This window comes from Phreatobacter aquiterrae (assembly GCF_053471285.1).
This window is the reverse complement of record NZ_JBJPHW010000009.1, coordinates 172,508-191,954: the sequence shown is the minus strand read 5'-3', so window position 1 is coordinate 191,954 and position 19,447 is coordinate 172,508. Positions and strand designations below refer to the sequence as shown.

Here is a 19,447-nt window from a genome sequence, read left to right as displayed (position 1 = left end):
TCTCCACACCCGTCATCCCTGGACCCTTCCCGAAAACGGAAAGGATCGTGCGCTATGGCCTCAGCAGGGGTGGTTATTGGACGCGAAACCAGCCCAGCAGGGGGTGGTTCTTGCACGCGATTTCACAACAGAATCCTGATCAGCTCATACGAGGCGCTGATGGCGAACGAGGATGCCTGTTTTGGAGCGCTGCTGCGCTTCTATGGGGCCGATGTCTCCCCGCAGGAGGTCGCCAAGGTGAAACCCACACGCGAGAGGAATTTCCGGACCGGTCGCACCGACGAATGGCGCGACGTGTTCACTGCCGACCAGCAGGTGCGGGCCGGTAACGCCATTCCGCAGGCTTTACTTGATCGGATCGCAGCAACAGTTCTTGTGCTCTCATCATGAGGCTTGCGGGGGAATTCCTGGGATAAGCCCGCTCGCCCGGAGACGAAGCCGTGGAAGACCAAGAGAACGAACTGGCACGGCTCGCAGCTGAGCGCAACGCGCTGATCCATGAGCGCAACGACCTGATGATTCAGCGCAACGCCCTGATGGTCGCGCGCGATGGCCTGACGCGTGAACGAGACGCCCTGATCCACGAACGCGACGGGCTTGCCGCGCAGTTGCAGCAGGCCGCCGATTTGGCGGCACCGGCGGTTCGTGCCATGGCAGGTGAATTGGTCGCCGGGCAGAGGGTCGCAGGCATTGACCTGACAGGGACTCTGATCTGCGCGGGCTTCCAGGGAAGCGGCAACGGCATCACGTCGGCGATCCTGCAGACGCTCGTCGCGGCTTTGCCGCACCCGAGCGCCCACGGCATGGACATCGTCCGGGCGTGTGCTGCGCGGCGGTCAACCCTTTTGGCAGTGACAGCAGAAGAGATCGGCAGGTCGCACGGGTTCGAGGAAACCGGCGTGGCCGCCTATCATCGATCCATGGCGACGATCTCTTTCAAGTCCAGACGCGATCTACCGGTGCCGCAGCGCGTCATCATTTTTGGCGTGCCGCTGGCCAACGCCTTCCATGAGGAACTGTTCAAGACCCATGAAGCGTGCAGCGATTTCATCGCGACCCTGGTCGATCAGGGTGCACGCATCATTCTTTCGACCCGCCACCCACTCGATATCCTCGTCTCGGTTGCCAACAAAGCCAGCGGAGACGGCGTCGATCTGCTCGGGGACGACGTGCTCCTGCCGACGTTCCTGTCCGGCATGGTCGCCTACTATCGATCCTTCGGCCGCATCGAACCGGAGCGCATGTTCCATGCGCGCTATGAGGACCTTTTCGACAATTTCGACGGGGCCATCACGGGCATTGCGCTGTTCTCCGGGAAGGCCCGGCGCCAGAACCTAGACCCGTCGCGGGTTGATCACTCGATACTGGGTGTGGCTGTAGCCGCAAAGGGACACCGCTGGCGACCGGGGGCCGGGAAGTGGCGCCAGTTTCTCCACGAAGGGCATGAAGACGCGATCCGGAGTTCGGGCATCGACCGCCTGATCGAAGACCTTGGCTATGAACCCTTCGACGCCCGTCTTCTGGCTCGCCGCGACGAGGCGGTCGCCCTGCCTCTCCGAACGCAGGGACAGAGCAAGAACCTCTCCTTCCTGCTTTCGAGCGCGGTCGATCACGACGCGGTCCGGTCATGGATCGCACAACATGCGCCGGGCATGGTCGCGGGTTCGCTGCCGGGTTCAGCATTCTGGCTGGCACCCGATCAGGATACGGCGGAACGGTTCGCCGCGGTGCTCGGCGACCCCCGTCTCGGCGACATCGTCTCCTGGCGCTGACAGCCCGGCAGACCCTGACTGCCCCTCAGGACCGTTCGCGGTAGCGCGGCTCCGCCCACAGCCCCTGATGCCAATCCGCCAGCTTTACCGATCGGGCCGCCGGGACGGTTCGTGTACTGTCATCATGGGGCCAGCGCACCAATCCTCGGGATTCGGGCGCTCGCCGCCCGGAGGGACGCCGTGGAAGAGCAAGTGAGCGAACTGGTCCGGCTTGTCGCTGAGCGCGACCAACTGATCCATGAGCGCAACGACCTGATGAACCAGCGCGACGCGCTGATCCACGAGCGCAACGATCTTATGAAGCAGCGCGACGCACTGGCGGCCCAATGCAATCACCTGGGCGCCGAGCGCAATGACCAGGAGGCTCAGCGCAATGACCTGATGCAGGCACGCGATGAAGCAATGCATCAACGCGATGCACTCATGCGCGCAAGAGACGTGCTCATCGAGGAGAGAGACCGCCTTGTTGACGACCGGGACGCCATCTATCAGGAACGAGACCTGTTGCGGTGTCAGTTATCGGCAACAGCCGCGCTCCTGTCCCCCGCCTTGCGGTTGCTGACTGCGGGTCAGTTCCGATCGCCAACCCCTCAGCCCTTGGACTTGAGCCGGACTCTCATTTGCTGCGGCTATTGGGGAAGCGGCAATGGCATTGCGGCGGCAATGCTTGAGCGCCTTTTACCCGACCCGCCACCGCCCGCGAACGCCATGATGAGCGTTCTTCGCGACGCTGCGGCAGTAAGAACAACCGCTCTGATCGAAGATGCCGCAAAGTTGTCGACAGACTATGGATACAACCGCTGCGGGATCGCCACCTTTCAGAATTCTACCGCTTCGCTCAGCATGTACTCCGACATTGGCGAAGGCAAGGATCACACGGTTGATATCTTCGGAATTCCGATTGCGAATGCCTTCCACGAACACTTGTTCAAGACCCATGAGGCTTGTGGATCGCACATCAAGAACCTTGTCGCGCATGGCGCTCATGTTGTTCTCGCGATCCGACACCCCCTCGATATACTGGTGTCCGTCGCCAACAAATGCGCCGGAGGCGGCATCGATCTGCTTCACGATGCAATCTTGCTGCGACGGGTACTGGCTCAAATACGCGCATATTTTTCGTCTTTTGATGAACTTCCCTCGGATCGAGTATTTTACTCGCGATACGAGAGTATCATTTCTGATTTCTCAATCGCGGCCAGGGATTTGACTGATTTTGCCGGGCGCGCTCGGTCAGAGACACTTGATGCAACACTTATTCAGCCTGAACTGTTGGATATGGACCTCTCCTTGCCGGGACATCGCTGGAAGCCGGGCGCAGGGAAGTGGCAACGGTATCTGAGCGGCGATATCGTCGACATCATTCAAGATGAGGGGATTCCAGAACTCACCACACACTTGGGGTACGAATCTCCGGACCTATCATTGCTGAATGACGACAAGGGGAAAGAAAGAATAGTCCCTGAGGAAATTTCAGACACACCGAGTTTGATGTTCTTGCTGCACGGGTCCTTGCACCTTGAAGATGCAGTTGCCGCGGTACGATTTCACGCGCCAAAGACGATCATCGGGCCACTGGAGGGCGGAGCATTCTTCCTGACTCAGCACCAGAGTGCAGCAGATAGGCTCGCTCCGCTCGTGAGCGATCCTCGTTTTCAATCGATTCTACGCTGGGACTAGGCTGACTATTCTCCATGCGCTGGCGCCCACGACGAACTCTGCCCTCGCGCCCATGGTCGTTCCCAGCAGGAAGAGGGACCCGCGAAGGACCCGTCCTGCGTCCGGAAGCTGATGTCTGCGGCCTGCGCCCGTTCGTGCGCCCGCCCTCAGAGCAAAACGAAGGTGTCAGCGAACTGGAGGCGCTCGATTCCGGTGAGAGTGTCCCAACCATCGGCGCCTCCGGACAGGTGCTGGACTGTCCACACACCACCGCCCTGATTGACGATGGAGTAATTGGCCCAGTTTCCGGAATAGACAGCGGTGTCAAAGCCCGAATTTCCGAATATCTGATCGTTGCCGCCATTGCCGGTGATGGTGTCGTCGTTGCCGCCCCCATAGATGGTGTCGTCGGCATTGCCGCCGATCAGAATGTCATTGCCATTGAACCCGTTCATGAACACTCCGACTGAGGAGCCCTCTGCGGTGATCGTGTCCGCATAGTTCGACGCATAGACGGCCTCGATGGACCCGATGGTCATGTTCAGCGTCACACCGGTCCCGGTCGTGTCGAGGACGAGCGCATTGTCGATGCCGTTGCCGCCATCGACGACGGTGTCGAGCGCGTCGAAATAGATCCAGTCATTGCCGTCGCCGCCATAGAGTTCATCGGCGCCCTCCTGGCCGTAGATCGAATCGTTATTCGAGCCGCCGCGAATGATATCGTTTCCGCCAAGCCCAAAGAGGCGGAGTACCTCCGAACTCGTTGACCCGTCAAGAATATCGCCGTTGTTGGAACCCCAGACCCATTCGATGCTGGACGCCCCGAGATCGAGATTGAGTGCCGAACCGTCGAGAGAGGTCAGACGGTCCGAGCCCGCACCCCCATTGATTACCGTGTCCAGGCTGTCGACGTAGAGCCAGTCGTCGCCGTCGCCACCGTAGATCTCGTCGGCCCCGTCCTGACCATAGAGCTGATCATTGCCGGACCCGCCGCGGATGATGTCGTTCCCTCCGAGACCGAAGATTGTCACCGTCTCGGTGGCGCTGGCGGCGTTGAGAGTATCTGCGCTGTTGGTTCCCCACGTCACCTCGATCGAACCGGCACCGAGGTCCACGGTAGCACCGATCAGCCCGAACAGGGTCAGGCGATCGAAGCCGGCACCTCCGTTCAGAACCGTGTCGAGCCCATCGGCGAACAGGTAGTCGTCTCCGTCGCCCCCGTAGAGTTGATCGGCACCGCCGTCGCCCCAGAGGACATCGCTGCCCCCTCCCCCGATCAGGATGTCGTTGCCCGCACCGCCGGAGAGCACGTTGTTGGCCGCATTGCCCGTGATGGTGTCGTTGCCCGACCCGCCGATGGCGTTCTCGATCAGCGAGCGCGTGTCGCTGCCATATTGCAGCGCGTTGTAGACATTGGCGCGCGCATAGTTGCCGTCGCCAAGGTTCGCCCGCTGTGCCGCCGACATCAGCGACCAGGAGCCCGGCGTCAGGTCGATGGTCTGGTTGGTCGTGTAGTTCGAGAAGTCGTAGGTATCGACGCCGCCGCCGTCCCAGATCGTCAGGAAGACGCGGTTGCCGCCGGGTGCGCCCTGCCCCACGCCGTTGATGAACATCTCGCCGGTGGTCGGCGAGAACGTATAGGTCGTGTTGCCGGAATTGGTGGTGAAATCGGCGCCGTACATCGTCTGCAGCGCGGCGATGTCGTACATCATGAACGACTGCGCATAGCCCCAGGTCTCGTTGCCGTATCCGCCCGACGTCGAGGAACCGATATAGGACCGGTAGGTCATCACCGAGAATTCCATACCGTCGCGGTCCGACGTCAGCGCCTGATTGGTCACGCCACTCGTGCTGTCGTGACCATGCTTCAGGCCCAGCGCATGGCCGAGTTCGTGCCACATGGTGTGCCAGCCGTAGTTTCCCTTGACCGGGTTGCTGTTGCCTCCGTTGGTGCCCATCCACACGTCGCCGCCAACCTGGTCCGAATAGGGGTAATAGGCATAGGCGGTGCCCGGATAGCTCGACCGGGCGATCGTGATGTCGACCTGCGGCGCGTAGGGGCCGGTGATTGCCGAGGCCAGCACCTCCGAGAAGTTCATGTTGGTGAAGCCGGCAATGGCTGCGAAGGCTGCCTTGGCCGAAGTCTGCTGCGCCGCCGTCGCCACGGCGAAGCCCTGCGGGGCGTTCTGGTCGTAATAGCCGGCGCCGAAATAGGTCGTCGTGTTCGGGAACATGAAGGTGAGCGCCGAGCCGGCCCACTTCAGCCCGCTGAGCAGCGCATCGACATTCTGCACCCCGGTGGAGCCCTGCGTCGTCGCGGTCGCTTCCTGCGGCGTGGGACCACCGGACCCGGCCTGCGCCAGGCCGCCGGTGGAGAAGTCGGCTCCTGCCACCGCGTCGTTCGTCCCCGGATTGGACAGTCCGCCCGTCAGGAAGGCCGCGCCGACATTCCCCGATGGCCCGCCGGTCTGGAAGTCACCGCCCTGGCCGACGGAGTTCGTCAGGCCACCATGCGTGAAACCGGATTCCCAGAACTTCTGGGACATTGCCGAGCAGACGAAGCACATGTTCGACCTCCTGCGCGAGGTGGTGTGGGAAAATGCGTGACGGGATTGGATGCGATGCGGGTGAAGATGCCATTAACGATATTCATTAAGACTTCACGGTGTCCGCGCGCCCTATGGACGCCGATGACACAATCCGGCCTTGCGCGCCGGGCACGCTGAAGCGCATGAGGAAGATCGTTGCGCCTGTCGCCTGTGCTGCGCGCCGGCCGTCGGCCCGGCGCTTCTGCCTGTCGACAATGGCCATGTTGCTGGCTTTGCTCGGAGTTTGTGGCGCCCTTCCTGCACAGACTGGAGTTGTCATGACCGATCGTCCGCAGGCCCCCGACCGCACCGATCCGCCACGTGCGCGCGATGGCGACATCGCCATCCGACAGGAATTTCAGGCCGCCACGACGGCGGAAGCACTGCGCCTCTTCATCGAGCGCCACCCCGGGCACCCTCTTGCGGACGAGGCCCGGGAGCGCCTCCGCGCGCCAGGCCAGCGTTGACGTCGCGCCCCGTTCACCTCCACATCGTCATGGTTTGGAAGACAAAGTGATTTCGGTCCCGCCGCCGGGATGCCTATGGCTGTGCCCGACATTGCCGGCCGGTTCACCCGCGTGATTCGCGCCGCCCCGGCCCTTGCCGCCCGATCCGAGAGTTAACAGACGTGACCCAGGCAGTTCCCCTCGCCCCGATCCCCTTCATCGACCTCGGCGCCCAGCGTCGGCGCCTCGGCGGGACGGTGGACGAGGCCATCATGAAGGTCGTGAATCACGGCGCCTATATCATGGGGCCGGAGGTCTTCGCTCTGGAGAAGGCGCTGTCGGAGTTCTGTGGCGCCAGGCACGCCCTCTCCTGCTCCTCCGGCACCGATGCCCTCGCCCTCATCCTGATGGCGAAGGGCGTCAAGCCGGGCGATGCGGTCCTCTGCCCGTCCTTCACCTTCGCCGCCACCGCCGAGGTCGTCGCCTGGCTCGGCGCAAGCCCCGTCTTCGTCGATGTCCATGCCGACACCTTCAACATCGACCGCGCTTCGCTGGTGCAGGGCCTCGCCACGGCCAAGGCCGCCGGCCTCAATCCCGTCGGCGTCATCGCCGTGGACCTCTTCGGCCAATCGGCCGACTACGACGACATCGAGCCCTTCTGCGCCGAGAACGGTCTCTGGCTGCTCGACGATGCCGCCCAGTCCTTCGGCGGCAGCTACAAGGGGCGGAAGATCGGCACCATCGGCATGGCGACCGCCACCTCCTTCTTCCCGGCCAAGCCCCTCGGCTGCTATGGCGACGGCGGTGCGGTCTTCACCGATGACGGCGGCCTCGCCGACGTGATCCGCTCGTTGCGCATCCACGGCCAGAACAACGAGGACAAATACGACAACCAGCGCATCGGCATGACCGGCCGCCTGGACACGATCCAGGCCGCCGTCCTGATCGAGAAGCTGAAGATCTTCGCCGACGAGATCGACGCCCGGAACCTCGTCGCCGCCCGCTACAACGCCGCCCTCGCCGACCTCGTCGATGTGCCGGTCGTGCCCGAAGGGCTGGTCTCCGTCTGGGCCCAGTACACAATCCGCTTGCGCGGCCGGGACCGCGCCGAGTTCGCCGCGCGTCTGAAGGCGCAGGGCATCCCGACGGCGATCTATTACCCGCGCCCCCTGCACCAGCAGACGGCCTATCGGCGCTACCCGGTCGCAGGAAACGGCCTGCCCGTGTCCGACCGTCTCGCCGGCGACGTGATCAGCCTGCCGATGCATCCCTACCTCGACGAGACGCTGCAGACCCGCGTGATCGAGAGCGTGCGCGCGGCGCTGGCCTGAGCATCGGCCTTGCCGGACGGGGCGCGACCGCGCTAGGTGCCGTTGCACCATGTCCTGATGGGGTAACGGCCATTCTAGGTCCTGTGACAGCCGCGCCTCTCGCCCTATCCGCCCTGATGGCGGCAGCGCTGTCGTGGATCGCGATCGCATTGCTTCTGCCATGGCTGCAGCGCGTCGCCAGCGCCCGCCCCGAGGCGCGATCATCGCACCGGGTGCCGACGCCGCAGGGCGCCGGGCTCGCCGTGACCGGCGCCATCGGTCTTGTATGGGTCGGTTCGCTCGCCATCTCTGGCGCTATTGACTCGAAAGCCATGGTCCTTGTCATTGCGCTCGCTGGGGCAATGGTCGTGGGCTTCGTCGACGACACCAGGCCGCAGCCGTGGCGGCTCAAGCTTGCGGCGCAGGGGCTTTGCGCTGCGGTGGCGGCCATGGCGCTTCCACCCGAATGGCCAGGGGCGTTGTCGACGGGGCTCCCCCTGGCAGACGCCGCCATCGCCGCCCTGGTGCTGGTGGCGATCATGAACATCGTCAACTTCATCGACGGAATAGACGGGATCACCGCCGCCCATTCCGTTCCGGTCTTTGCGGTCGTGGCTCTCGCTGCCTCGATGGGCGTCCTGTCCGCGGCCGCGGGTCTCGTCTCGGCAGCGGCACTCGGGGCGATGATCGGCTTCTGGTGGTGGAACCGGCATCCGGCACAGACCTTCCTCGGCGATGCGGGGAGCCTTCCTGTCGGGCTTCTGCTGGGATGGCTGAGTCTCCTGCTCGCGGGCCGGGGCCATGGGGCAGCGGCCCTCCTCGTCCTCGCCTACCCCCTGGCTGACGGTGGGTCGACACTGCTGCGACGCACCCTCGCCGGCAAGCGCCTCACCGAGCCGCATCGCGACCACGCCTACCAGCGGGCCGTCGACACGGGTCTCACGGTGACGCAGGTTTCGCGCACGGTCCTGCTAGTGTCGCTGGCTTGCGGCGTACTCGCGGCGACGACGATCCTCGCAAGCAATGCCTTGATCTCGACCGGGGCACTGATCGTCGGTGCCGTGTGGGTTTTCACCCCGATCATCGGCTGGCTGCGGCGCCCGGCGCCATCCCCATGAACATCCTTGTCACGGGCGCGACTGGTTTCGTCGGAGCGGCAATTGTCGGTCGCCTCGCCGCGTCAGGGCACCGCGTCAGGGCCGCGGCCCGCACCCCACTGCCAGACGGAAGGCACCCGGGCATCGAGCCGGCCTGGCTGCCCGATCTCGCGGAGACAGACGACCTCGCCCCACTGGTGGCCGGCATGGATGCGGTGGTCCATACGGCAGGGCTCGCCCACCAGCCCCGGGGCGTCGACGAGGCTCGTCTCCATGCCATCAATGCTGCGGCGGCCAGGCGTCTCGCCTCTGCCGCTGCCGCGCAGGGCGTCGAGCGGTTCCTGCTGGTATCCTCGATCCGGGCGATCAGCGGACCGGCCAGTGCCCTCCCCCTCGGCGAGAATGCCTCGCCTTCGCCGAGCGACGCCTATGGCCGTTCGAAACAGGCTGGAGAGCTGGCGGTCGCCGAGGCCCTGCCGTCTGCGATCATCCTGCGGCCGCCGGTCATTCACGGCGCCGGCGCCAAGGCCAACATGGCGAGGCTCGCCGATCTTGCCCGCCTTCGCCTGCCGTTGCCATTCGGAGGGCTGACCGGCCGGCGTTCGGTTCTCTCCGATCTCAATCTGGCGGAGGCCGTCACCTTCCTGCTGACCTGCCAAGGGGCACGCGGGAGAACCCTGCACATCTCCGACGGCCATCCTCAGACGGTGGGTCAGATGATCGCCATGATGCGGGCGGGACTGGGCCGCAAGCCCGGAATGTTCTCGCTACCAACGAAACTGACAGTGGGAGGCCTGTCGATGCTCGCGCCGGATCTCCTGGACCAGCTGCTCGGCGACCTCGTCGTGGACGATTCAGCGATCCGCGCCCTCGGCTGGCGGCCGGTCGAGCCTTCCTCGGCGGGGCTCGCGCGCATGGTGCGCGCGGCAGCGGGCCTGGCTCAGACGCGCTTGTAGTCGTCCTGGGAGCGGACGATGTCGTCCTCGCCGAGGTAGCTGCCCGACTGCACCTCGATCAGTTCCAGCGGGATCTTCCCCTCGTTGGTGAGCCGGTGCCAGGCGCCGAGCGGGATGTAGACGTTCTCGTTCTCGCGCACGATCTTCGTCGTCTCGTCGACCTCGACGGTGGCGGTGCCCTTGACCACGATCCAGTGCTCGGCGCGGTGGAAGTGCTTCTGCAGCGACAGCCGGGCGCCCGGCTTCACCACGATGCGCTTCACCTGGAAGCGGTCGCCCCGGTCGATGCTCTCGTAGGAGCCCCAGGGGCGCAGGACTTGGCGATGTTCGTCCGCGAGACGGCGCGTCTCGGCGCCGCCGCCGCGCAGGTCGGCAACAAGGGTCTTGAGTTCGCCCGCGACCGAGCGATGGGCGACCAGCACCGCGTCCTTGGTGGCGATGACGGCGACGTCCTCGAGCCCGATCACGGCGGTGTGGATGTCATCACTGGCGACATAGGAGTTGCGGGTGCCGGCGAGCGACACGGCGCCGCGCACCGCGTTGCCGGCATCGTCCTTGGCCGACATCTCCCAGAGCGATTCCCACGAACCGAGGTCCGACCAGGCGTAGTCGGCCTCGATCACGGCAGCGCGGTCGGTGCGCTCCATCACCGCATAGTCGACCGATTTCGCCGGAGAGGCAGCGAAGGCTTCGCGGTCGATGCGCTCGAAGGTGACGTTGCCCGTCTGGTCCACGGTCATGGAGCCCGCGACGGCCTTGGCCGCGCTGGCGATCTCCGGCTCGAAGCGCGCAAGCTCGGTGAGGAAGACATCGGCGCGGAAAAGGAAGTTGCCGGAGTTCCACAGATAGCCCTGGTCGAGGAAGGACTTGGCCTTCTCCTCGTCCGGCTTCTCGACGAAGGCGGCGACCATGCGCACACGGCCGTCCATCATGTCGCCGGGTCTGATATAGCCGTAGCCGGTGGCGGGATGGGTCGGGAGGATGCCGAAGGTGACGAGGGCCCCGGCCTCCGCAGCCGCCAGCCCCGCCTGCGCGGTCGATGCGAAGGCGCCCGGATCGGTGACGAGATGGTCGGCTGCGAGCACCAGCATGACGGCATCGGGATCGGCCTTCGACACCAGTTCGGCGGCGACCGCGATGGCCGGTCCGGAGTCGCGGCGCATGGGTTCGAGGATGATGCGTCCGGGCGCGCCCGCGCGCGCGAGCTGGTCGGCGACCAGGAAGCGGAAGTCCTCGCCCGTGACGATGACGGGATCGGTGAAGACCTCCCGGTAGGAGACGCGGGCGAGCGTCTCCTCGAAGGTGGAGCGCTCGCCGAGCAGCGGCAGGAACTGTTTCGGATAGGCCTCCCGCGAGGCGGGCCAGAGCCGCGTGCCGGCGCCGCCGGACAGGATGACGGGAACGATCCGCGCGTGCTTCGACATTGGACGCAAATCCTTCACTTCTTGCTCAGCATGGTCGCCCATGACCTAGCCGCTGGCCACGCGGGGCGCCACAAGCATCGCTCGGAATGGTCAACGCCGGGGCGTCCTCAGCGCCGCGGCGGCACGCCGAGGAACGGCCTCTGGAATGTCGTGAGCCCGACCCGCGACTGATGGGCGGCGACCAGCAGCACGAGGTAGCAGGACGCAAAAACCGTGTTGGTCTGGTCGTGGCTGAACAGGAGGTTGGTCAGGCCGAAGATGGCATAGCCGCCCGACAGCAATATCGCGAAGGCCACCCTGTCCCGATAGCGGCCATCGCGAGCAGCGTCGGCCGCGATGATGACCGGCGCCAGCAGCAGGAGGACCAGAGCGACGAGGCCGACCACCCCGCGCCCGACCGCGGTCGAGATGAACTCATTGTGCAAATGCGTGTAGCGCGGAATATCTAAGCCATCGCGGGCCGCCCGCTCACGCACCACATCGACGGCGTTCTGGCTGCCGTAGCCGAGCAGCGGGCTCTCCAGGAAGGCATCCAGTCCATAGGTCCAGAGCACGACCCGATGGGCGGTCGAGGGGTCGCGGTGGGGGGCCAGCGTTTCGCTCTCCAGCGCCTGGCGCACCTCGTCGATCCGCTCCGGCACCTTGATGGCGATGGCGAAGGCGACGAGGGAAGCGGCGACAGCCGCCGCCAGAAGCCCGGCCTGCCAGAGCCGGACCCGGATCATCGGCCAGAGGTGGACCGCGATCACCACCGCGATCAGCGGCAGCGCCAGCAGGGCGCCGCGCGTCTGCGACAGGAAGGTGCCACCAATGCCGCACAGGAGCGCTGCGAGCGCGAACAGCCGCATGCGCGGCGACAGGCGCGTGAAGCCGACCATCGACAGCCCCGCCGCCAGCGCCGCCGTGTCTCCGAAGGGAATCGCGTTGGCCATGCCGGCCGTGGCGCGCGAGGCGCCGAAAGCAAACACCTGCACGAGCGCATGACCGAAGGAGACGATGGCGGCGGCCCGCACGCCGTTCAGAAACAGGTCGAAGACGTCGACCTTCGGTGTCTGGACCAGCGTTCCGACCAGCATGACGAGCGTCAGGTAGTGCAACGCCGTGCCGACATCCATCCAGCCCTCGGCCCGGTGGGGGAAGACCAGCGGCGAGATCAGGGTCACCGCGAAATAGCCGAGCGTCACGAGGCAGCCGAAGGTGGTCGTCGGTGGCCAGACCCAGGTGATGCGGCGGGCGAGGAAAATCAGGCCGACATAGATGCAGGCGCCGAAATAGAAGAAGGTCGCGGTGCTCCCGAAGGTCAGCGGCAGGAAGCCGAGGACGGGGATATAGAGCCAGGCGATGCGGTTGGGATCGTCGATCGTCGCCCGGAGCCACGCCCAGGCGGCGGTGAGGACAGTGTGTCGCTTCGCTTCCGGATCTGCGGGAGCCATGCGCGTCACCCCGATACCGCCCTTCAGCGCTGCAGCCCCATCGAGGCCGTCAACCCGCCGTCGAGGGTGATGGTGGCACCGGTGAGGTAGCCGGCGAGCGGCGAGATGAGATAGGCGACGAGCCCGCCGACCTCCTCCGGCCGCGCGAAGCGGCCGGCCGGAATCTGGCTTTCCATCTTCTCCCGGTAGTCGGCATATTTCGCCATCATGTCGGTATCGACGAAGCCCGGGGCGACGACGTTGACGGAGACGCCGCGCTTGGCGCTCTCGATCGCCAGCGTGCGGCAATAGGCGGCGAGCGCCGCCTTGGAGGCGCCGTAGGCCGCATTGCCCTGGTTCGAGCGTTCGGCCGTCACCGAACCGATGGCGACGATGCGCCCGGAGCGCGCGCGCATCATCGGCCGCACCACGGCGTTCACCAGGCGCGTGAAGGCGAAGAAGTTGATCTGCATAACCGCCTCGGCCTTCGCCTGGTCCATGACCGCGGCGAGCTGGTCATAGGGCTGGCCGGCATTGTGGACGAGACCGTAGAACGCCTCGCCCTTTTCCAGCTCGCTGCAGAAGGCCTCGACCGCCGCCTTGTCGGCAAGGTCCAGGGTGGCGATGGCGATATCGCGGTAGGGATGCGCTGTCTTCAATTCGGCGGCGAGCGCCTCGGCCGCCTCGCCGGACGACCGCACGGTGAAGGTGACGTCATGGCCGGAAGCCACCAGCGCCCGGACGATGGCCGCGCCCATGCCCTTGGCGCCGCCGGTGACGAGAACGCGTCCCATCAGACAGGCTCCGCGGCGAGCACCAGGCAGACGTTCTGTCCACCGAAGCCGAAGGAGTTGGAGATAGCGCGTGTCACCTTGGCCTTGCGCGCCACATTCGGCACGAGATCGAGCTTGATCGTCGGATCGGCCTCGGTCTGGTTGATCGTCGGCGGGATGACGCCGTTGCGGATCGTCATCAGCGTGAACACCGCCTCGATGGCGCCGGCGGCCGAGAGCGTATGGCCGATCATCGACTTGTTGGAGGAGACGGCGATGTTGGCGAGGTGATCCCCGAACACCGCCGACAGGCCGACATACTCCATCTTGTCGTTCTCGGGCGTTGAGGTGCCGTGGGCGTTGACGTACTGAACGTCCGCCGGCGTCACGCCGGCATCCTCGAGCGCGTTCCTGATGCAGCCGATGATCGGCGCGCCATCCGGGCTCGAGCGCGTGCGGTGGAACGAATCGGCCATCTCGCCGCAACCCTCGACCACGCCGAGGATCGTCGCGCCGCGCGCCGTCGCGTGTTCGTAGGATTCGAGGACGAGAGCCCCCGCCCCTTCCGCCATGACGAAGCCCTCGCGATCCCTGGCGAAGGGCCGGGCGGCGGCCTTCGGATCGTCGTTGCGGGTGGAGAGCGCCGAGAGGAGCGAGAAGCGCACCAGCGATTCCTGGTTGGCCGAACCGTCGGCGCCGATGACCAGGGCCGCCTCGGTCTCGCCGCGGCGGATGGCCTCGACGGCGAGCTGGATGGCGGTCGCGCCCGTGGCGCAGGCGGTCGAGATCGAAATGGGAGCGCCCTTTGTGCCGAAGCGGTCGGCGAGTTGATCGCCCACCGAGCCGAACAGGAAGCGCGTCTGCATGGCGGAGAAGTCCTTCGCCGCCGCGCCCTTCAGAATGTCGGAATAGGTGATGTCGGCGGTCTTGCCGGAGGCCTTCGCGATATCCTGGCGCTGCGGCCATTCAAGCTCGACCGGCGGCATGCCGACGAACAGCGGGCCGGGAAAGGCGCCGGCCTCGCCGATCTTCGCCTCGGCCACGGCCTCTTCGCCCGCCAGCGCCGCCATCTTGGTGGTGAGGTCAGGCGCGTTCTCGAAGGGCACGAAATCGACGGTGCCGGCGATCGTCGTGCGCAGGCCCTCGATCGGGAAACGGGTGATGGTGTGGATCCCCGACTCGCCCGCCGTGAGCTTCGCCCAGTTCTCGTCCTTGCCCTTGCCGAGCGAGGTGACGACGCCCATGCCGGTGACGACGACGACCGGACGGCCGTGCTTGTCTTTCATGGCAGCCATCGTCCCCTCCTCAAACCGCTTCGACGAGGGCCATGCCCTCGCCGCGCCAGTGGCCCACCGAGGTGACCACGGCCTGCTTCACCTTGCGGGTCATGCGCGCCTCGTCCTTCGACGCGCCGACCGGCGGCACGGCCTCGCCGCGCTGCACCATCATGGCGGCCAGCGCCACATTGGCCGGGAATGTCGCCTCGACGCTGTGGCCGATGACCGAGCCCGTCGCCCGCGTCGGCACGCGGCGCTGGTCGAGAAGATCGCGCTCGATGGCGACCGGCTCGCTCACGCCGGTCGCGCCGGAGACGACGACCGTCGCGCCGGGAATGAGGCCCGGCGAAATCTCGTTCCACTGCACCGCCATGGAGTGCTCCGCATCGCCGTCCTTGCGGCGGGTGCGATCGGAGGCGACCTTCGTCAACTTCGCGATCGGCTTGGCGCCGCGCTTTTCGGCATGCTCGCGCGCCTCGATCACGAGGAAGGCGCCGACCGAACCGAGAATGGTGCCGCCGCCGTCCTTCGGGCGCTCCCAGACCGGCGCCCAGGGCTTCGTCCAGTTCATGTGGCCGAGCTCGAAGTGCAGGATCGTGTCCGGCCGCTCGGCCGAGTAGGCGCCACCGACGAGGAAGATATCGCCCTGCCCGGCATGGCAGCGGCCGAGAGCGACGCGCACCGCGTCGACGCCCGCCATCTCCTCGCCCATGAAGGTGCGCGAGGAACCGACCGCCCCATGAACGATGGAGATGTTTCCGGCGAGAAGGTTGGAGAGCTGCGCGAGGAAGAGCGTCGGCCTCAGATCGTTCATCAGCCGCTCGTTGAGGAACTTGCCCGGCTCGTTCGATGCCTCGAGCCCCGACAGGATCTGTCCGTCGACCGCATAGTCGCGCTCGCCGCCGCCGGCCGCGACGATCATGTGCATGCGCTTCAGGAGATCGGCATCGCCCTTCGCCCCGGCATTGTCGAGGGCAAGGCCCGCCGCATAGGTGCCGAGGCGCTGCCAGGCCTCCATCTGCCGGCGGTCGCCGCGATCGGGGATCTGATTGACGAGGTCCAGCGCCACGGCCGGGTGGACCTGGTAGGGCGCATAGGTCGAGGTGTCGAGCTTCAGCCAGTCGTCCTGGCCGCCGTTCAGCGCCTGCCAGTGCGCATCGAGCCCCTCGCCCAGGGCGGAGACGAGACCGATCCCCGTGATCCAGGCTTCACGTTCCGGGGCAATCGCCATCATGCACTCCCTTCAGGCTGTTTCCAGCTTCTCGAACGGGAACTGGAGACGTTCCCCCCACTCGCGGATCATCGCGGCGAATTTCGGATCGGGGAAGGTCTTCACCGCGAACTTGATCTCGGCCTCGGCGACCTTCCTGCCCTCGCGGGTGATGAAGGCCTTCGTCACGGCATAGCCGGAGCCGTCGCCCACCATTTCGGCGTGGACAACGAGCGGCGTCGAGGGCTGCACGAAGTCGCGCATCTTGGTGGTGTTGGTACCGACCAGAAACGGCATGGCGGTGAGGCCGTTGAGGCCGAGGATCAGCCAGCCGGAGGCCTGCGCCATCGCCTCGATCATCAGGACGCCCGGCAACAGCGGATAGCCCGGGAAATGGCCTTCGAAGACCGGGCTTTCCGCCGGCACGTCGGCGGCGGCGGTGAGCGTCTTCGCCTGCGCGTCGAAGGACAGGACGCGCGTGATCATCTGGAAGTATTCGAGCCGCATGGGAGGCTTTGATCTCCCCCGCCGGGAGGCGTCAGGGCTGGTGTTGGAAGACGAAACCGGCCGGAGGGTCCGGCCGGTCATGCACGGAACGCGGCCAGCGCCTCTGCGGCGGGCCGGCGCCCGGAGAATCAGGCGCCCTTGGCGGCGACGAGTTCGTCGATCTTGCCGCAGAGCGCGCCGAGCACGAAGTAGTCCTCGGTCTTGGCCTTGCCCTCGTTCACTTCCTGCGTCCACTTCTCCAGCGGCAGCTTGATGCCGAAGGCCTTGTCGATGGCGAAGGCGATATCGAGAAAATCCAGCGAATCGATGCCGAGATCGTCGATCGCGTGGCTCTCGGGCGTGATCTTCTCGAGCGGAATGTCACAGGTTTCCGAAATGATCTTCGAGACGGTTTCGAAGGTGGACGACATGGTGCTGCAATCTCCGTGGCGGCCGTCAGATGGTGATCAAGCGGCACGAAACAAGGCATTCGCCCGCTCGGGGCGCCTCGAATGGGTTGGTGCTGCTATAGATGAGGCGGCCTGTCGCATCAACCCTTCCTCGCACTGCACCCGGTCGTGCCGATCCCACCGGCGGGCGCCGCCTTCCCGGCGGCGATCCATGGCTCCGCCGCCGGCGTAGTGTGCCCGTCGGTTGACGCCACGGGTCCGGGCCATTAGGCACCGGCGCTTCCCATGCATTGCGGGCGCGCGACCATCATCGCCGCGCCGCGGGCCCTTCCGCCCTCGAGAGGATCATGCCCATGCGCGCCCTGCGCCTCCACGGTGACCGTGACCTTCGCATCGAAGAGATCGCGGATGCCCCCGCCCCGGCCGAGGGCGAGGTCCGCATCAAGATTGCCGCCGTCGCCCTCAACCACATCGACGTCTGGGGCTTCCGAGGCATGGCGTTTGCCAAGCGCAAGATGCCGCTAGTGGTCGGGGCCGAGGCCTCCGGCACCATCGAGAGCGTCGGCGACGGGGTCACGGCCTTCGTCCCCGGCGACAAGGTCGTCATGTTCGGCGCCAAGACCTGCGGTGCCTGCCGGTTCTGCAAGGCGGGCCAGGACAACCTGTGCACCGACGTGCAGGGCATCATGGGCTTCCACATCGACGGCTTCGCCTCCGAGATGGTCACGATGGAGGCGCGCCACGTCCTGAAGGTTCCCGCCGGCGTTTCGCTGCGCGACGCCGCCACGGCCCCGATCACCTTCTCCACCGTCGAGCACATGCTGTTCGACAATTGCAGGCTCCAGCCCGGCGAGACGGTGCTCGTCCAGGCCGGCGGCTCCGGCATCGGCACCGTGGCAATCAAGGTGGCGAAGGCGCTCGGCTGCGCCGTCATCACCACGGTGGGCGACGACGACAAGGCGGCGAAGGCGCTGGCGATCGGCGCCGACCACGCCATCAACTATCGCACCGAGCGCTTCGAGGGCGTCGTGCGCAAGATTACGAAAAAGAAGGGTGTCGATGTCGCCTTCGAGCACACCGGCGCCGACACCTTCAACCAGTCGCTGTTCTGCCTGCGGCGCGGCGGCCGTCTCGCCACCTGCGGCGCAACCTCGGGGGCAACCATCACCTTCAACCTGATGCAACTGTTCCAGCAGCAGTACAAGATCTTCGGCTCCTTCGGCGCGCCGATGCGGGCCATCGCCGACGGGTTGAAGCGCATCGAGGCCGGCGTCACGCCGGTCATCGACACCGAACTGCCGATGGACAGGTTCTCCGAGGCCCTCGACCGGCTGGAAGGCCGCAAGGTCTTCGGCAAGATCCTCGTCCAGATCTGAAGGCCGCCGGCCTTGGTCCGCTGGCTCCGCCACAGGCACCCCTGGGTGATGCTCCCCTTCGACTGGGTCGTCGGCATCCTCGTGCTCGGCGCCATGGCGGCGATCCGCGCGCTCGGCCCCGACCGGGCGAGCAATATCGGCGGCTGGATCCTGCCGCGCCTCGCGCCGCTGATCTCGGCCAACCGGACCGGCTACGGCAACCTGAAGGCGGCCTTCCCGGAGAAGTCGGAGGAGGAGATCCTGGCGATCCTGCGGGGCGTCTGGGAGAACCTCGGCCGCACCGCCTTCGAATATGCCTGCATGGACGACCTCTGGGACTATGATCCCGCCCGCCCGAACGAGGGTCGGATCATCACCGAGGACGTCGGGCTCTACGAGCGCCTGCGCGATGACGGCAAGCCGGCCATCTTCTTTGCCGCGCACCTCGCCAACTGGGAGATGCCGGCGGTCGCCGCCGCCGCCCACGGCCTCGACATGACGGCGCTCTACCGCATGCCGAACAACCGCTTCGTCGCCCGCGCCATCCAGAAGATCCGCGGCAAGACCATGGGCAAGATGGTCGCCTCCGGTGGTGGCGGCGTGCTGAAACTCGCCCGCGAACTGGAAGCGAACAACCATGTCGGCATGCTGATCGACCAGCATCTCCATCGCGGCGTCGACGTGACCTTCTTCGGCCGGCCGGCCAAGGCCAATCCGACCGCGGCGCGCCTCGCCCGTGAGTTCGACTGCCCGGTCCACGGCGCCCGCGTCATCCGCCTGCCCGGCAACCGCTTCCGGCTGGAGGCGACCGAGCAACTTGCCCTGCCCCGTGACGCCGAAGGCCGCGTCGATGTGCAGGCCGCGATGCAGATGATGAATAATATCGTCGAGGGCTGGGTGCGCGAGCATCCGGAGCAATGGCTCTGGCTGCACCGTCGCTGGCGGTAGCCGGATATCCCGGGAACTTTCTGTGATAATCAGCGGTTTCGTCGTGGCGAATCTTCCCGGGGGTCCTCTAGACTTCATCGGGAACAGAGAGTCTCGACGCTTATGCACATCCCCCGCATACGGCAGACGGCCCGGGTGGCGCCCCTGATCTCCGGTCCTGAGACGATGCCGGTCTCGGGGCGGTGGCGCGTGGCGCTTGCCGCCAGTGTCGGCTTGTGGGTGCTCATCGGCTCCGCCATCGGCATTCTTCTCGCTCCCTGAGGAGCCGCCAGCGGATCCGCCGGCATCGATGGTTAACGCCCGTTTCCGATTGTTCGCATTTTA

At 66.0% G+C, this 19,447-nt stretch carries 18 protein-coding genes; 10 read left to right on the top strand and 8 right to left on the bottom strand.

Annotation, left to right across the window (positions count from 1 at the left end; all coding sequences use genetic code 11):
* Window positions 1–159: 159 nt before the first annotated feature.
* The 3 genes from ACJ4V0_RS15140 (at window position 160) to ACJ4V0_RS15130 (ending at window position 3,452) form a co-directional block, all read left to right on the top strand.
* Entirely contained in the window at window positions 160–390 is a 231-nt protein-coding gene (locus ACJ4V0_RS15140; protein ID WP_448300422.1) for a hypothetical protein, read from the top strand.
* Between the two features lie 50 nt (window positions 391–440).
* On the top strand, window positions 441–1,772 hold the full coding sequence (locus ACJ4V0_RS15135) for a hypothetical protein (RefSeq protein WP_448300421.1): 1,332 nt from the start codon (window positions 441–443) through the stop codon (window positions 1,770–1,772).
* 180 nt (window positions 1,773–1,952) lie between these two features.
* Window positions 1,953–3,452 carry a hypothetical protein gene (locus ACJ4V0_RS15130; protein ID WP_448300420.1) on the top strand — a complete coding sequence of 500 codons (1,500 nt, stop codon included), beginning with the start codon at window positions 1,953–1,955 and terminating at the stop codon, window positions 3,450–3,452.
* 146 nt (window positions 3,453–3,598) lie between these two features.
* Here ACJ4V0_RS15130 and ACJ4V0_RS15125 read toward each other — a convergent pair whose 3' ends face one another.
* Window positions 3,599–5,998 (bottom strand): M10 family metallopeptidase, encoded by a 2,400-nt coding sequence (locus tag ACJ4V0_RS15125; RefSeq protein WP_448300419.1) that lies wholly within the window; start codon window positions 5,996–5,998, stop codon window positions 3,599–3,601.
* A 299-nt stretch (window positions 5,999–6,297) separates the two neighbouring features.
* Here ACJ4V0_RS15125 and ACJ4V0_RS15120 point away from each other — a divergent pair, with 299 nt between their 5' ends.
* The 4 genes from ACJ4V0_RS15120 to ACJ4V0_RS15105 all read left to right on the top strand — a co-directional run bounded on the left by ACJ4V0_RS15120 (window position 6,298) and on the right by ACJ4V0_RS15105 (window position 9,828).
* Complete coding sequence (locus tag ACJ4V0_RS15120; protein ID WP_448300418.1) at window positions 6,298–6,486, top strand: hypothetical protein; 189 nt, start codon at window positions 6,298–6,300, stop codon at window positions 6,484–6,486.
* A 161-nt stretch (window positions 6,487–6,647) separates the two neighbouring features.
* Complete coding sequence (locus ACJ4V0_RS15115; RefSeq protein WP_448300417.1) at window positions 6,648–7,796, top strand: DegT/DnrJ/EryC1/StrS family aminotransferase; 1,149 nt, start codon at window positions 6,648–6,650, stop codon at window positions 7,794–7,796.
* 83 nt (window positions 7,797–7,879) lie between these two features.
* A complete protein-coding gene (locus ACJ4V0_RS15110) occupies window positions 7,880–8,893 on the top strand; it encodes an MraY family glycosyltransferase (protein ID WP_448300416.1) in 1,014 nt (337 codons plus the stop codon).
* Window positions 8,890–9,828: an NAD-dependent epimerase/dehydratase family protein gene (locus ACJ4V0_RS15105; protein ID WP_448300415.1), complete on the top strand. Its 939-nt coding sequence runs from the start codon at window positions 8,890–8,892 to the stop codon at window positions 9,826–9,828. The genes ACJ4V0_RS15110 and ACJ4V0_RS15105 overlap by 4 nt, the downstream gene beginning before the upstream one ends.
* On the opposite strand, the gene ACJ4V0_RS15100 is transcribed toward ACJ4V0_RS15105, so the two are convergent.
* From ACJ4V0_RS15100 to ACJ4V0_RS15070, 7 genes are all read right to left on the bottom strand, one after another.
* Entirely contained in the window at window positions 9,813–11,252 is a 1,440-nt protein-coding gene (locus ACJ4V0_RS15100; protein ID WP_448300414.1) for a mannose-1-phosphate guanylyltransferase/mannose-6-phosphate isomerase, read from the bottom strand. The genes ACJ4V0_RS15105 and ACJ4V0_RS15100 overlap by 16 nt on opposite strands.
* A gap of 107 nt (window positions 11,253–11,359) precedes the next feature.
* Window positions 11,360–12,685: an O-antigen ligase family protein gene (locus ACJ4V0_RS15095; RefSeq protein ID WP_448300413.1), complete on the bottom strand. Its 1,326-nt coding sequence runs from the start codon at window positions 12,683–12,685 to the stop codon at window positions 11,360–11,362.
* 23 nt (window positions 12,686–12,708) lie between these two features.
* Window positions 12,709–13,458 carry an SDR family NAD(P)-dependent oxidoreductase gene (locus ACJ4V0_RS15090; protein WP_448300412.1) on the bottom strand — a complete coding sequence of 250 codons (750 nt, stop codon included), beginning with the start codon at window positions 13,456–13,458 and terminating at the stop codon, window positions 12,709–12,711.
* Complete coding sequence (locus ACJ4V0_RS15085) at window positions 13,458–14,732, bottom strand: beta-ketoacyl-ACP synthase (RefSeq protein WP_448300411.1); 1,275 nt, start codon at window positions 14,730–14,732, stop codon at window positions 13,458–13,460. The genes ACJ4V0_RS15090 and ACJ4V0_RS15085 overlap by 1 nt, the downstream gene beginning before the upstream one ends.
* 10 nt (window positions 14,733–14,742) lie before the next feature.
* The gene (locus ACJ4V0_RS15080; protein ID WP_448300410.1) at window positions 14,743–15,948 is read right to left on the bottom strand and encodes a beta-ketoacyl-ACP synthase; all 1,206 of its coding nucleotides are present in this window, start codon (window positions 15,946–15,948) and stop codon (window positions 14,743–14,745) included.
* Between the two features lie 9 nt (window positions 15,949–15,957).
* Window positions 15,958–16,431, bottom strand: coding sequence for a 3-hydroxyacyl-ACP dehydratase FabZ family protein (locus ACJ4V0_RS15075; protein WP_448300409.1), 474 nt, complete (start codon window positions 16,429–16,431; stop codon window positions 15,958–15,960).
* Between the two features lie 128 nt (window positions 16,432–16,559).
* Window positions 16,560–16,841, bottom strand: a complete 282-nt coding sequence (locus tag ACJ4V0_RS15070) for an acyl carrier protein (RefSeq protein WP_106748888.1) — start codon at window positions 16,839–16,841, stop codon at window positions 16,560–16,562.
* Between the two features lie 332 nt (window positions 16,842–17,173).
* Between ACJ4V0_RS15070 and ACJ4V0_RS15065 the strand changes: the two genes are divergently transcribed.
* From ACJ4V0_RS15065 to ACJ4V0_RS15055, 3 genes are all read left to right on the top strand, one after another.
* Window positions 17,174–18,196 (top strand): zinc-binding dehydrogenase, encoded by a 1,023-nt coding sequence (locus tag ACJ4V0_RS15065; RefSeq protein WP_448300408.1) that lies wholly within the window; start codon window positions 17,174–17,176, stop codon window positions 18,194–18,196.
* A gap of 12 nt (window positions 18,197–18,208) precedes the next feature.
* On the top strand, window positions 18,209–19,123 hold the full coding sequence (locus tag ACJ4V0_RS15060) for a lipid A biosynthesis lauroyl acyltransferase (protein WP_448300407.1): 915 nt from the start codon (window positions 18,209–18,211) through the stop codon (window positions 19,121–19,123).
* Between the two features lie 135 nt (window positions 19,124–19,258).
* Window positions 19,259–19,384 (top strand): hypothetical protein, encoded by a 126-nt coding sequence (locus tag ACJ4V0_RS15055; RefSeq protein WP_448300406.1) that lies wholly within the window; start codon window positions 19,259–19,261, stop codon window positions 19,382–19,384.
* The last annotated feature ends 63 nt before the right edge of the window (window positions 19,385–19,447 follow it).